Origin of the sequence: Jiella endophytica (genome assembly GCF_004519335.1) — a bacterium.
GTDB classification, from domain to species: domain Bacteria; phylum Pseudomonadota; class Alphaproteobacteria; order Rhizobiales; family Rhizobiaceae; genus Jiella; species Jiella endophytica.
In genome coordinates this window covers 72,434-85,583 of record NZ_SOZD01000009.1, presented here as the reverse complement: position 1 = coordinate 85,583, position 13,150 = coordinate 72,434, and the positions used below count along the sequence as shown (strand labels likewise).

Here is a 13,150-nt window from a genome sequence, read left to right as displayed (position 1 = left end):
GACATCTCCATGGATGCTTCCAGAATCAATCAGAGCCAAAACCGCAAGCCCGATCAGCTTCAAATCACCGCCGGCCATATGCGATTCGCCTGCCCTTGAGGGGGAGATGCCGGCAGGCAGAGGGGGGCGCACAGCACCGTCGCAGAAAGTCGAGGCTGCAATCAAAACCGCGATGGAGCGGGTCGTTCTGACCAGCCAGCCGACAAGAACCGGGAGAGCCAATTCATGACCGACCGTCCAACCATCGGATTCATCGGCGCCGGGCTGATGGGCCACGGCATGGCGAAGAACCTCGTCGAGGCCGGGTACCCGTTGTCCGTTCTCGCTCATCGCAACCGCGAGCCGATCGACGACCTTGTTTCACGTGGAGCATCGGAGGCGAAGAGCGTCGCCGGGATCGCCGAAACGGCGGAAATCGTCTTTCTCTGCCTGCCCGGCAGCCCGCAGGTGGAGGAAACGGTCGCCGAACTGATCGCCGCCAGGGGCGCGGTGACGACGGTCATTGACACCTCCACCGCCAATCCGGTTTCCAGCCGCGCGCTGGCCGAGAAGCTTCAGGGCGAGGGCATCACTTTCGTTGACGCGCCGCTGTCGCGCACCCCGAAGGAGGCCTGGGAGGGCAATCTCGACGTCATGGTCGGCGCGAGCGAGGAAGTGTTCGAGAAGGTGAAGCCCTATCTCGAACCGATCGCCGGCAAGGTCGTCAGGGTCGGCGAAACCGGCGCCGGCCACACGATGAAGCTCCTCAACAACTTCATCTCCCTCGGCTATGCCGCGCTCTATTCCGAGGCGCTGGCGATCGGCGGCAAGAACGGCATCACGCCCGAGGTCTTCCACTCGGTCATCGGCGGCGGCCGGATGGATTGCGGTTTCTACCAGACCTTCATGGACTATGTGGTGGGCGGCAATCCGAACGCCCACAAATTCGCCCTGCGCAATGCCCACAAGGACATGCGCTATCTGGTCTCGCTGGCAAACGAGAGCGGCATCGCCAGCCACGTCTCCTCGGCGGTGAAGAACGACTTCGCCACGGCCGAAGCGCTCGGCAAGGGCGAGCAGTATCTGCCGACGCTCGCCGACATCATCGCCGGGCTGAACGGCGTTCCGGGCAAGCCGCTCTGAAGGGCGAAGGACGGAAAGGACAAGCGGGACGTGATGGCGCCATGGTGGAGATGAAGCCGGAAGACCTTTCCGAGGACGACGTCGCAGAGGCGCAGGCGACCGATGCCGGCCGGCAGCGCAAGCAGCGCCCTTTGCCGACGCCGGGCGGTTCGCGGCCGCGGCCGACGCTGCAGGGGTTGGCCCGCATGCCGGCCCGCGACCGGGCCTATCACGATTTGAAGTTCCGCATCCTCGAAGGCCGCCTGCCGCCGGGGACGAAGCTCCTCGAGGCCGAGGTCGCCAGCCTTCTCGGTCTGTCGCGCACGCCGGTGCGCGAGGCGCTGATCCGGCTGGAGGAAGAGGATCTCGTCGAGGTGCGGCCGCGCCACGGCATCACCGTGAAGTCCCAGTCGCTGGAGGACCTTGCCCAGATCTACGACGTCCTGTCGCCGCTGGAGGTGAAGGCGGCCGCGCTTCTCGCCCGCCGCGGCCTCAAGGAGGACGAGGCGCGGCGACTGTCCGGCCTGCTCGACCAGATGGAGCGCGAGACCGCGCGGGGCGACATTGTCCAGTGGTCGCATCTCGACAACGTCTTCCATTCCGAACTCGTCGGGCTTTGCGAAAACCGCCGGCTGCAGGGAGCGTTGCGGCTCTGCTGGGACCAGCAGTATCGCGCCCATATGGCGATCGTGAAGCTGCGGCCCCGGCCGACGCAGTCCGATCTCGAACACCGGGCGATCTTCGAGGCGATCCGCGCCGGCGACGTGTGGCTCGCCTCGCATCTGCACGCCCAGCATCGCGAGCGCGCCGACCGCATGGCGCTGGCGATCCTGACCCGGCAGGCGGCAGGTTTCGCCGTCCGGCCATGACCGCGGCGCGGCCGATGACGTATACGTTGAATAACCGGGAGCGATATGCCATGGCGATGCCGGATGCGCCGCCTGGCGGGAGGGAGAAGCAATGAACAGGATCGATCTCGAGGGTCGCAGGGCCGTCGTCACCGGCGGGGCGCGGGGCATCGGCTTCGCCACCGCGCAGCGCATGCTGGAAAGCGGCGCCTCGGTCGTCCTCTGGGACGTCGACGGCGCGGCGATCGAGGAGGCCGTGGCGGGGCTCGGCCCCAGCGCCAGCGGCACGGTGGTCGAGCTGACCGACGAGACCTCCGTCGGTGCTGCGGCCGTTGCGGCGCTTGCCGGCGGCAATGTCGATATCCTCGTCAACAATGCCGGGATCACCGGCGGCAACGGCAAGACCTGGGAGCTCGATCCGGCGATCTGGCGAAAGACCGTCGAGGTCAATCTGGTCGGACCGTATCTGACCGCCCGGGCCCTCGTCCCCTCGATGGTCGAGGCCGGCTACGGGCGGATCGTCAATGTCGCCTCGATCGCCGGCAAGGAAGGCAATCCCAACGCCTCGCACTATTCGGCCTCGAAGGCCGGACTGATCGGCCTCACCAAGTCGCTCGGCAAGGAGCTCGCCGGCGCCGGCGTCCTCGTCAACTGCATCACGCCGGCGGCGGCGCGCACCGCGATCTTCGACCAGATGAGCCAGGAACACATCGACTACATGCTCTCGAAGATCCCGATGAATCGCTTCGTCGAGCCGGCCGAGGTCGCCGCGCTGATCACCTGGCTGTCGTCCGAGGACTGCTCGTTTTCCACCGGCGCCGTCTTCGACATTTCCGGCGGCCGGGCGGTGTATTAGACGCATGTGTGACGTTCCAGAGCGCGCATCCCCCTTTACCCTTATGGTGAGCTTGCCGAACCAAAGGGTTGAAGGCTCCATCTGGCGCCGAGCGCTCTTTGCCCTTCGATATGCTCGAGTCGAGGAGCCATTGAGATGTCAAGCTTTCGAAGATGCGGATGCGGCTTCCGGCTTAGGGCCTCGCATGAAGAGCGCGTCATCCTCGGGCTTGTCCCGAGGATCTACCGCCGCGACCATAACCTCTTTGTTTCGCGGCGATTTGCCTGCATGTAAGGCTCCTAGAGCGGGGATGACAGTAGATCCTCGGGACGAGCCCGAGGATGACGGCGCGTCGGTGTGGCGCGCCGATTTGCCGGCCAATGCCCTTCGTCACCTGGCACCGCAATGCGCGCTACTACCGACGCTTCGTCATCCCGGCCTCCGAGCCGGGATCCATTCCTCGGCGCAGTACCTCGCATGTCGCTGCAGAGGAAACTCCTTTGGTTCGAACGGCTTAGCGGCAACGACTTCAACGATTTGGAATGGATCCCGGGTCAAGCCCGGGATGACGAGGCATTGATGCGACCGCACACTCGGCGACCTGAACGGGCCGCTCCGACAGCCGCATATTCCGACCCGGCAGGAAGGGCGCACGGTGCCTGGACAAACCTCGTCCGGCGACGACGTCGCAGTGGGAGGACCTGACAGCTAGGTCGTCCTGACCCGCCCCGCAATTCAACCCTTCATCTTCGAAAGGACATCATGAAACTCCTCCGCTATGGCCCGCTCGGCCAGGAAAAGCCCGGCGTGCTCGATGCCGACGGCAAGATCCGCGATCTTTCCGGCCATGTCGCCGACATTGCCGGCGAGGTCCTCTCGCCGAAGGGGCTGCAGGCCCTGAAGGCGATCGATCCCGCTTCGCTTCCCGTCGTCGGCGGCGAGCAGCGCTACGGCTCGCCGGTCGCCGGCGTCTCCAAGATCCTCTGCATCGGCCTCAACTATTCCGACCACGCCGCCGAGACCGGCGCCGAGCCGCCGTCGGAGCCGATCATCTTCACCAAGCAGATCAATGCGCTGTGCGGTCCGAACGACGAGGTCGAGCAGCCGCGCGGCTCCGACGCCCTCGACTGGGAGGTCGAGCTGGCGGTGATCATCGGTTCGCGGGCGAAATACGTCTCGCAGTCCGATGCAATGGACTACGTCGCCGGCTTCGCGGTGATGAACGACGTCTCCGAGCGGACCTTCCAGACCAAGCGCCAGGGCCAGTGGACCAAGGGCAAGAGCCACGACACCTTCGGTCCCCTCGGCCCCTGGCTGGTGACGAAGGACGAGGTCGCCGATCCCCATGCGCTGGACATGTGGCTCGACGTCAATGGCGAGCGCCGCCAGACCGGCAACACCAACACGCTGATCTTCAACGTGCCGCATGTCGTCTCCTACTGCTCGCAGTTCATGACGCTGATGCCGGGCGACGTCATTACCACCGGCACGCCTCCAGGCGTCGGCATGGGCATGAAGCCGCCGCAGTATCTGAAGGTCGGTGACGTCATGACCCTCGGCATCGCCGGTCTCGGCGAGCAGAAGCAGACGGTCGTCGCGGCGCGCGACTGAGGTTCCGGCTGCCCTTTTCCGCTTCGGGAGGGGGCAGTTCCGCCGCAGTGGATCTCGACGCTCCAAGCCGGAGCGAAATTCGGAAAGCGCGATGCTGTGATACAATACCTTGGAGCGTCATTTATGCGACCATTCGGACGCACGGCGCACTAAGGTGCCTCGCATGGCACGCTCTCCCACCAGCGCTCGGCGCTGGCGATGGCTGTGACGATGTGAGATGAATTTCTCTCTCGCCATCGGAGGAATGCTCATGGCGTCAGTGACACTGTCCGTGCCGGATGCGATGAAGGAATGGATCGATCGCCAGGTGATCGAAGGCGACTACGCCAGCACCGGCGACTATTTGCGCGACCTCGTGCGCCGCGATCGGGAGCGGCGCACGCATCCCGATTTGTCGCTCGACGATCTGCGGCGCATGGTCGAGGAGGCCCGCGCCGGCGGACCCGGCGAGCTTTCACCTGACGATATCAAGGCCGAGGCTCGCCGCCGCGCCGCGGCAACACGCAGCGGGACGCGCGATTGAGACGCTTTCGCCTCGCGAGGCGGGCCGAAGAGGACATCACCGAGATTTTCGCTTTCGGCTATGGGCTGTTCGGTGAAGCCCAGGCGGATGCCTATGCCGACGGGATGTTCCACGTTTTCGCGCTGCTTGCGGACAATCCGCGCATGGGACGGCCGGCGAAGACGATCGCGCCCGGCGTTCGCAGGCACGAGTACCGGTCCCACGTCATCCTCTACGAAGAGGCGCCGGACGGCGTGATGATCCTCGCCGTGGTCCACGGCAGGAGCGTTGCCGGGCTGTCGTTCTGATGATGCATTTCGGCTTCTGGCAACCTATCACCCGGCTGGGTTTGCCTCGCGACAACCGCAATCTGACCGCCGGTCAATCGATAAATCATCCAGATTGATTTGCTCACGTATACGTTGACACTGCGCAACGCCATCTGAATAGTGCAGCGCGAATGAGATCGCCGCATGCGGCGGCCCGATCGCAAGGGGCTGGGAGGCGCCGGGCGATCGCAAGGGGCCGGTCCGGGACATACGTCTCGGCGATCCATCCGCGTTTGGGAGGAAAGACATCATGCAACGACGTTCGCTTCTCGCCGCCGTGGCGGCCATGGCCGTTGCGGGCAGCTTCACGCTAGCGCCGGTCGCGCAGGCTCAGGAAGACTATCCGAGCCGGCCGATCCAGATGATCGTGCCCTGGGGCGCCGGCGGCGGCACCGATGCGGTTGGCCGGGTCATCGCCTCGCTGCTGCAGGAAGAGCTCGGCCAGCCGGTCAATGTCGTCAACCGCACCGGCGGCTCCGGCGTCGTTGGCCACAGCGCCATCGCCAATGCGGCTCCCGACGGCTACACCCTCGGCATCATGACGATCGAGATCGACATGATGCACTGGCAGGGCCTGACCGACCTCACTTACGAGAATTACGACATCCTCGCCCTCGTCAATGCCGATCCGGGCGGCGTGATGGTCTCCACCGATTCCGACTACAAGGACGTCCAGTCGCTGCTCGACAAGATCAAGTCCGAGCCGAAGGGCACCTTCAAGGCGTCCGGCACCGGCCAGGGCGGCATCTGGCATCTCGGCCTCGCCGGCTGGATGCTGTCGGAGGGCCTACCGCCGGACCAGGTGACCTTCGTGCCGAGCCAGGGCGCGGCTGCCGGCATCACCGACATGGTGGCCGGCGGCGTCGACATCGTCCCCTCCTCGCTCGCCGAGGGCCGCTCGATGATCGATGCCGGTCGTGTCAAGCCGCTCGCCTCGATGTCTGCCGAGCGCCAGGAGATGTTCCCGGACGTGCCGACCCTGAAGGAAGGCACCGGTTCCGACTGGACGCTGGCCGTCTGGCGGGCCGTGGTGGCGCCGAAGGGCCTGCCCGACGACGTCAAGACGAAGCTCGAGGACGCCGTCGAGAAGGCCTATAACTCCGAGGAATACCAGACCTTCATGAAGGAGCGCGGCTTTGGCGTGCGCTGGGCGAAGGGCGAGGAGGCGACCAAGATCGTCGCCGAGGACGACAAGGCGCTCGGCGAGGTCATGCAGAAGGCGGGGCTGGCGAAGCAGTAGTCGCCTCGGGGGGGGGGCGGCTTGCGCAGGCGCCGTATGGCGCCTCCCTTAATGCGTTGCCGCCAGGCACCCCCCTCTGGGCTGCCGCCCATCTCCCCCTCAAGGGGGGAGATCATCTCTCCGCCAGCGTTTCGCCTCAACTTTCGACGTTCGATCGCTCGAGCCATGGCGTGAGAAATCTGGGCGCAGGCACGAAATCGAGCGACTGATCTCCCCCCTTGAGGGGGAGATGCCGGCAGGCAGAGGGGGGTGCGCCCCTCGCACTCGCCTTCAAACCTTGCGCTGCATGCCTGGCGCCACCCAGCAGACCAGCCGCCGCCGATCCCGAGAGCGGCAGCCACGGACCACCCGATGAAATTCAACGATCTCCTACTCGGCCTTCTCGTCCTTCTCGGCGGCGTCGCGATCTATGTCTCCGCCCTCGGCTTCACCGACATTCCCGGTCAGTCCTACGGGGCGGGGACGATGCCGCGGGCGATCGCCATCTTTTCCGGCTGCCTCGGCCTATTCATGATGGGGCGGGCGATACTCGAGGGTGCGCGCATGCCGCGGCTCGAACTCGCCGCCTGGGTCCGCTCCCGCCGCTCGGTGCTGTCGGCCCTGGTCGCCCTCGCCCTCATCGTCTTCTACATCGCCGCGGCGCCGGCGATCGGCTTCGTCCCCACCTCGCTCGTCGTCATGGCCGCCCTGATGCTGACCCTGCGGACGAAGCCGCTGACGGCCATCGCCGTCTCGATCCTCGCCTGCATCGTGATCCAGCAGGCCTTCGGCCGGCTTTTGCTGGTGCCGCTGCCGCGCAGCGAGTTCCTGACCTTCCTCTGGTAGTGGCCCCCGGATCTGGCGATGCCCATTCTTTCCGAAGCCTTCGGGCTGGTCTTCCAGCCCTATGTCCTCCTGGTGATCCTTGCTTCGGCCGCCTTCGGCATGTTCGTCGGCGCGATCCCCGGCCTGACCGCCACCATGGCGACGGCGCTGCTCGTGCCGGTCACCTTCTTCATGGATCCGGTGCCGGCGATCGCGGCGATCGTCACGGCGACGGCGATGGCGATCTTTGCCGGCGACATTCCCGGCTCGCTTTTAAGGATGCCCGGCACGCCGGCCAGCGCCGCCTATGTCGAGGACGCCTACAGGATGACCCGCTCCGGCCGGTCGGAGGAGGCGCTCGGCGCCTCGCTGGTGTTTTCGGCGATCGGCGGCATCTTCGGCACCATCGTCCTGATCACCGCCTCGCCGGTGCTGGCCGACATCGCGCTGCGGTTTTCGTCCTTCGAATATTTCTGGCTGGTCGTCCTCGGCCTCTCCTGCGCGATCTTCGTCTCGCCGGGCTCGGTGCCGCGGGGCATGATCTCGCTGATCATCGGCCTCTTCGCCGCGACCATCGGCATCGACAATCCGGCCGGCCAGCCGCGCTACACCTTCGGCAATGTCGAGCTTCTCGCCGGCGTCCAGTTCATTCCGGCGATGATCGGCCTCTTCGCCGTCTCGGAGGTGCTGCGCTCGGTGGTTGCGGGGGCGGATACGCCGGCCGTCGAGAAGGGCGGGCAGAAGGGCATCTTCTCGCATCAGTGGGACAACATCCGGCGCTATCCCTTCCAGGCGCTGCGCGGAAGCGTCGTCGGCACGGCGATCGGCGCGCTGCCGGGCGCCGGTGCCGACATCGCCGCCTGGATCTCCTATGCGATCTCGAAGAAGTTTTCCAAACAGAAGGAAAAATTCGGCACCGGCCATGTCGAGGGCATCGTCGAAGCCGGCGCCTCCAACAACGGCGCCGTCAGCGGCGCCTGGATCCCCGCCCTCGTCTTCGGCATTCCCGGCGATTCGATCACCGCGATCGTCATCGGCGTCCTGTACATCAAGGGCCTCAATCCCGGCCCGACGATCTTCATCAACGAGCCGCAGCTGATCTATGCCGTCTTCATCGTCTTCTTCCTCGCCAATCTGATCATGCTGCCGATGGGCTGGGCGGCGATCAAGACGGCGCGCACCATCCTCTCCATCCCCGCCCGGATCCTGATGCCGATCATCCTGATGTTCTGCATCGTCGGCTCCTTCGCCATCAACAATTCGCCCTTCGGGATCATTCTGATGCTGGTCTTCGGCATCATCGGCTTCCTGATGGAGGAGAACGACATTCCGATCGCCCCGGCGATCCTCGGCCTCGTCCTCGGGCCGATGCTGGAGCAGAACTTCGTGACCTCGATGATCAAGGCGGATGGCAGCTTCCTCGCCTTCTTCGAACGGCCGATCGCCGCCGGCCTCGGCCTCTTCACCATCGCCATCTGGTCGATCCCTCTGGTGATGGCGGCGCTGCGACGGGGCCGGCGCGCCCGGCCGGCCGACGCCTGACTCGGGGCGATCGCTTGCAGGCAAGCGCCGCCGGTGACGCATCGATCTCCCCCCTTGCGGGGAAGATGCGGGTAGGCAGAGGGGGGCGCGACGGGCGCCGACACGTCCGATCGCCAGCGCTGCACCCCCCTCTGGGTTGCCACCCATCTCCCCCTCAAGGGGGGAGATCGGCCAATGAACGACGCCCAGGCTGTGTTCGCCCTGGCGCCCGACCGCGCCACTTGCACTTTCAATGCGGATGCGGTCTGCCCAGCCGGACATCGCCCCCCGCCTCATCAAGGACCGACCATGGCCAAGCCCGATCTGTTGCAAATCTGCCCCTTCGCCGCGCCCGTCGAGGCATCGCTGGAGGAAGACTTCACCTGCCACCGCTATTTCGAGGCGGACGACAGGCCGGCCCTCCTCCAGCGCCTCGCACCCACCTGCCGCTTCGTCGCCACCGGCGGCCATCACGGCGCCTCGCGGGAGATGATCGCGGCGATGCCGAATCTCGAAATCATCTCGTCTTTCGGCGTCGGCTACGACGCGGTGGACGTTCAGGCGGCCAAGGAGCACGGCGTCTCCGTCACCAACACGCCCGATGTCCTGAACGACTGCGTCGCCGAGACGACCCTCGCTTTGATGCTGGCGCTCTGCCACCGCGTGCCCCAGGCCGACGCCTATGTCCGCGCCGGCCGCTGGGAGAGCGAAGGCACCTTTGGCCTCACCGACGAGTTGACCGGCCGGCGCGTCGGCATTTTGGGCCTCGGCCGCATCGGCAAGACCATCGCCAAGCTCTGCCAGGCCTTCAACATGGAGGTGGTCTATCACGGCCGCACCCGCCAGGAGCACGTGCCCTACCCCTATTATGCCGACCTCGCCGAGATGGCGAAGGCGGTCGACTGGCTGGTGGCGATCGCGCCGGGCACCGCCGAGACCAAGGGCATCGTCAGCCGCAAGGTGCTGGAGGCCCTCGGGCCGAAGGGCAAGCTCGTCAATATGGGCCGCGGCACGCTGGTCGACGAAGCGGCGATGATCGAGCTCCTGGAGACCGGCGGCCTCGGCGGCGCCGCCCTCGACGTCTTCGAGAAGGAGCCGCATGTGCCGGAGAAGCTGCGGGCGCTCGAAAACGTTGTCCTCCTGCCGCATCAGGGCTCGGCGACGCACAAGACCCGGGCCGCCATGGGCCAGATGGTGGTCAAGAACCTCAAGGCGCATCTGAGGGGCGAACCGCTGCTCAGCCCCGTGGTGTGAGGGGCGGCGGCGGATTTCTGATGCTTGTCGGTTCGTGGCTCGGTGGCGTATCGCCGCGACTACTCGACTGGCAAAGCTTTGTCCATTAGGACGCCGCGCGCTGTTGGATCACAATTACAGGCCCTTTCCGAGCCCGATCGGCCGGCCTGTGGTTTCCGTCAAAGGCCATCAAATACGTAATGTGGACCATTTTTCTTATATATCACGATTTCAATATCAAAACCTTTCAAGATGCTGATATTTGACTGCTTGAGTCCAGAGGGGACAATCAATATTTTACGGTAGTGACCACCAAGAAGTTTATCGTAGAATAAAAGTTGTCCTAGCGCCTTTAGGAAATCTGAGGAGCCAACGGCAGTCTTGATTTCGTATAGAGCCGGCTGGACCATATCTAACGTATAGAGATCGGGACCAAGCGAGCCGACCCGCAGGTTGGCGACTTTAATACCTCTTCCCTCCAATGTTTGGCGCAGGGCATGCCACACCCGAGCATGGATACGATCGTAGCTTTTCGCGTCCTGCGGTCCTGCGGAGATGGTGCCTATGGCTTCTTCGGAAATCAGGGCTTTCTCCTGAACTTCGAACGAGCGAGACGATTTGTCCGCGACAAGCGCACGGAGCTTGATGCACGCGTTCATGTAACGTTGTGTGCTCAAAACGATCTCAAGATAACTCTCGTTCAGGCAGGCGACGACGTAATAGGGTCTTTGACTTCCATCCGAGAAATGAACATCGACACGATCTGCTGCATGGTTCGCTGTATAGTCTCGGAGGTGGATGCGCTTGACGCCCGCATTCATCTCGCCAGCGTGGAGAATCCAGTCTCGCCCCGCGTCATCAGTAGCTACCAGTCCTTGCCAGCGTCCTGGTATCTCGCCGTCAGGTGGATTGACTTCAACGATGAGATTTCGCTCTTTCGGCCCACCTAGCCTGTTCCCGATGCCGTTCCAGTATCGGTAGCCCCCAGAACGTTCCCATCCACCGGCGGCAAACCAGAACCCCATTTTCTCGACCCAAATCAGGTTGTTTGCGAACGAATGCTGCCGCGTTCCAATTTGATCGAAGGCCATCTCCCATCGGTCAATTGCTTGATGAATTGCCTGCCTATCTTTGATAGCTCGATAGCTCATTTGTAGCCCTGCAACCAAAGTCTAATTAACTTATCTTCCACACGTTTAAGGACGTGTCCAGTGGTTCAGCAAACCACCTTGCGCGACGCGGGTGGCGGCTCCATAGGCTGGGCGCTCCACATTCGTGAAAAAGAGCCCCTCCTTGCGCGTCAATCTGCGTGATCTGACACCATCCGCCGTCACCATGGGGCTGCTTGCAGCCGTCGTCGGCTATGCAGCCTCTTTCTCGATCGTTCTGGCAGGCCTCTCCGGTGTCGGTGCCAGCGATGAGCAAGCGGCGACCGGTCTGTTCTTTGCGACACTGGCGATGGCGCTCTGCAGCATCTGGATTCCCCTGGTGACCCGCACCCCTGCGGCCGTCGCCTGGTCGACGCCCGGGGCTGCCTTTCTCGCTTCGTCCGCCGTGCTGCCCGGTGGCTTTTCCGAAGCGGTCGGTGGACTGATCCTGTGCGCCGGGCTGATCGTCCTGACCGGTCTCCTGCCGCCCTTGCGGCGTCTGGTGGCGATGATCCCGAAGGCCCTGGCGAGTGCGCTCCTTGCCGGGGTGTTGTTCCGCCTGTGCATCGCCCCTGCTTTGGCTCTCGGCTCCATCCCGGCACTGATGGGGCCGATCATCATTGCCTGGGGCATCGGGCTTTGCTGGCATCGGCTTGCCGCCATGCCACTGGCCGTCGTCGCCTTCGTCGGCGTTCTCGTCATCGGCAACGACGGCTCGGCCACGACCGGAACGCCCGGGCTCGCATTCCTTCCCGTCCTCGAGCCCGTGCTGCCGCACCTGACCGCCGCGGCATTCATATCCATCGCCTTGCCGCTCTACCTCGTGACCATGGCGGGCCAGAACATTCCGGGTTTCGCGATGCTGGAACTCCATGGCTATCCCGTCGAACGGGGACAACTGCTTCGGCGAACCGGAACTGCCAGCCTTCTGATCGCTCCCTTCGGCGCCGTACCGGTCAACATGTCGGCGATCGTCGCGGCGATGATGTCCAGCGAGGATGCGGGGGCGGACCCCGCAAAGCGCTACTGGGCCGCGATCATCAACGGCTTTGCGCTGATCGCCCTCGCCTTTCTGGCGGGTGTCGTCGTCTGGCTGGGCAACATCGCGCCTCCGGACCTCTTCACCGGCCTGGCGGGACTGGCTCTGATCCCCGCCTTCGTTGCCGCGTGCAAGGGGGCGTTCGACGATGTTTCGACGGGGATCGAGGCGCCCGCCCTGACCTTCCTCATCGTCGCGAGCGGCATGAGCTTTGCCGGCTTCAGCGGAGCCGTCTGGGGACTTGTCGCCGGTGGATTGCTCACGATGGCTCGCAAGCATGGACGCAAGGCATCATAGCGACGACGACGGCAGCGGTCCGAAAATCCGGCATCGATTTTCGGAAAGATGCTGCGGTGATTCAATAAGCTAGGGCGTCTTTCGTGCGTCCATTTCAACGCACGGCGCCCTAGACCCGACGTTCCGCCCCGACGCCGGTGGCCAGGATGTCGCGGATCTCCTCCAAGAGCTTTTCCTCCCGCGGCACTTCGGCGATCGGCGCGGGCTTTTCCTCCTCCTTGCGCTTCAGCCGGTTCATCATCTTGACGACGAGGAACAGGATGAAGGCGACGATGAGAAAGTTGATCGTCAGGGTGATGAACTTGCCATAGGCGAAGACCGGCCCCTGCTTGCGGGCCTCTTCGAGACCAGCCGCGGTGACATTGCTCGAAAGCGCAAGAAACTTGTTGGAGAAGTCGACGCCCCCGGTGATCACTGCGACCAGGGGCATGAACAGGTCCGAGACGATGGAATTGACGAGGCCGGAAAACGCCGCCCCGATGATGATGCCGATGGCGAGATCGACCATGTTGCCCTTGAGGGCGAATTCGCGAAATTCCTTCAGCATGACGATCATCTCCAGCAAGACGTCCGACGGCGGGACGCATGGGATGAGATAGGCGCGCCCTCGGAGTTTTCCCCCGGCGTTTCACGTGAAATCGA

General features: G+C 64.4%; 12 protein-coding genes and 1 pseudogene. 11 read left to right on the top strand and 2 right to left on the bottom strand.

Translation table 11 applies throughout. The features are described from left to right. Nucleotides 1–216: 216 nt before the first annotated feature. The 10 genes and pseudogenes from E3C22_RS21845 to E3C22_RS21800 all read left to right on the top strand — a co-directional run. Nucleotides 217–1,122 (top strand): annotated as a pseudogene (locus tag E3C22_RS21845) (NAD(P)-dependent oxidoreductase); the annotation flags it as partial. A gap of 41 nt (nt 1,123–1,163) precedes the next feature. Continuing rightward, entirely contained in the window at nt 1,164–1,970 is an 807-nt protein-coding gene (locus E3C22_RS21840) for a GntR family transcriptional regulator (RefSeq protein ID WP_245515133.1), read from the top strand. A gap of 91 nt (nt 1,971–2,061) precedes the next feature. Then, nucleotides 2,062–2,805 (top strand): SDR family NAD(P)-dependent oxidoreductase, encoded by a 744-nt coding sequence (locus E3C22_RS21835; protein ID WP_134764004.1) that lies wholly within the window; start codon nt 2,062–2,064, stop codon nt 2,803–2,805. Between the two features lie 741 nt (nt 2,806–3,546). Next, entirely contained in the window at nt 3,547–4,395 is an 849-nt protein-coding gene (locus tag E3C22_RS21830) for a fumarylacetoacetate hydrolase family protein (RefSeq protein ID WP_134764003.1), read from the top strand. 217 nt (nt 4,396–4,612) lie between these two features. Continuing rightward, entirely contained in the window at nt 4,613–4,918 is a 306-nt protein-coding gene (locus tag E3C22_RS21825) for a ribbon-helix-helix domain-containing protein (RefSeq protein ID WP_245515132.1), read from the top strand. Next, nucleotides 4,915–5,205: a type II toxin-antitoxin system RelE/ParE family toxin gene (locus tag E3C22_RS21820; RefSeq protein ID WP_134764002.1), complete on the top strand. Its 291-nt coding sequence runs from the start codon at nt 4,915–4,917 to the stop codon at nt 5,203–5,205. Before E3C22_RS21825 ends, E3C22_RS21820 begins: the two co-directional genes overlap by 4 nt. Nucleotides 5,206–5,476: 271 nt before the next feature. Continuing rightward, the gene (locus tag E3C22_RS21815) at nt 5,477–6,466 is read left to right on the top strand and encodes a Bug family tripartite tricarboxylate transporter substrate binding protein (RefSeq protein WP_134764001.1); all 990 of its coding nucleotides are present in this window, start codon (nt 5,477–5,479) and stop codon (nt 6,464–6,466) included. Between the two features lie 351 nt (nt 6,467–6,817). Continuing rightward, nucleotides 6,818–7,291 (top strand): tripartite tricarboxylate transporter TctB family protein, encoded by a 474-nt coding sequence (locus tag E3C22_RS21810; protein ID WP_134764000.1) that lies wholly within the window; start codon nt 6,818–6,820, stop codon nt 7,289–7,291. 18 nt (nt 7,292–7,309) lie between these two features. Continuing rightward, complete coding sequence (locus E3C22_RS21805) at nt 7,310–8,812, top strand: tripartite tricarboxylate transporter permease (RefSeq protein WP_134763999.1); 1,503 nt, start codon at nt 7,310–7,312, stop codon at nt 8,810–8,812. 288 nt (nt 8,813–9,100) lie between these two features. Then, nucleotides 9,101–10,045, top strand: coding sequence for a 2-hydroxyacid dehydrogenase (locus tag E3C22_RS21800; protein ID WP_134763998.1), 945 nt, complete (start codon nt 9,101–9,103; stop codon nt 10,043–10,045). A gap of 158 nt (nt 10,046–10,203) precedes the next feature. Here E3C22_RS21800 and E3C22_RS21795 read toward each other — a convergent pair whose 3' ends face one another. After that, nucleotides 10,204–11,175 carry a hypothetical protein gene (locus E3C22_RS21795; protein WP_134763997.1) on the bottom strand — a complete coding sequence of 324 codons (972 nt, stop codon included), beginning with the start codon at nt 11,173–11,175 and terminating at the stop codon, nt 10,204–10,206. Nucleotides 11,176–11,317: 142 nt separating this feature from the next. Here E3C22_RS21795 and E3C22_RS21790 point away from each other — a divergent pair, with 142 nt between their 5' ends. Further along, nucleotides 11,318–12,508, top strand: coding sequence for a benzoate/H(+) symporter BenE family transporter (locus tag E3C22_RS21790; protein WP_245515131.1), 1,191 nt, complete (start codon nt 11,318–11,320; stop codon nt 12,506–12,508). Nucleotides 12,509–12,617: 109 nt separating this feature from the next. Here E3C22_RS21790 and mscL read toward each other — a convergent pair whose 3' ends face one another. Beyond that, a complete protein-coding gene (gene mscL, locus E3C22_RS21785; protein WP_134763996.1) occupies nt 12,618–13,055 on the bottom strand; it encodes a large conductance mechanosensitive channel protein MscL in 438 nt (145 codons plus the stop codon). Nucleotides 13,056–13,150: the final 95 nt, after the last annotated feature.

Bases quoted from the DNA above. Each gene is read 5' to 3' on its own strand.
- E3C22_RS21840 (WP_245515133.1), top strand. From the start codon at position 1,164: ATGGTGGAGATGAAGCCGGAAGACCTTTCCGAGGACGACGTCGCAGAG.
- E3C22_RS21835 (WP_134764004.1), top strand. From the start codon at position 2,062: ATGAACAGGATCGATCTCGAGGGTCGCAGGGCCGTCGTCACCGGCGGG.
- E3C22_RS21830 (WP_134764003.1), top strand. From the start codon at position 3,547: ATGAAACTCCTCCGCTATGGCCCGCTCGGCCAGGAAAAGCCCGGCGTG.
- E3C22_RS21825 (WP_245515132.1), top strand. From the start codon at position 4,613: ATGAATTTCTCTCTCGCCATCGGAGGAATGCTCATGGCGTCAGTGACA.
- E3C22_RS21815 (WP_134764001.1), top strand. From the start codon at position 5,477: ATGCAACGACGTTCGCTTCTCGCCGCCGTGGCGGCCATGGCCGTTGCG.
- E3C22_RS21810 (WP_134764000.1), top strand. From the start codon at position 6,818: ATGAAATTCAACGATCTCCTACTCGGCCTTCTCGTCCTTCTCGGCGGC.
- E3C22_RS21805 (WP_134763999.1), top strand. From the start codon at position 7,310: ATGCCCATTCTTTCCGAAGCCTTCGGGCTGGTCTTCCAGCCCTATGTC.
- E3C22_RS21800 (WP_134763998.1), top strand. From the start codon at position 9,101: ATGGCCAAGCCCGATCTGTTGCAAATCTGCCCCTTCGCCGCGCCCGTC.
- E3C22_RS21795 (WP_134763997.1), bottom strand. From the start codon at position 11,175: ATGAGCTATCGAGCTATCAAAGATAGGCAGGCAATTCATCAAGCAATT.
- mscL (WP_134763996.1), bottom strand. From the start codon at position 13,055: ATGCTGAAGGAATTTCGCGAATTCGCCCTCAAGGGCAACATGGTCGAT.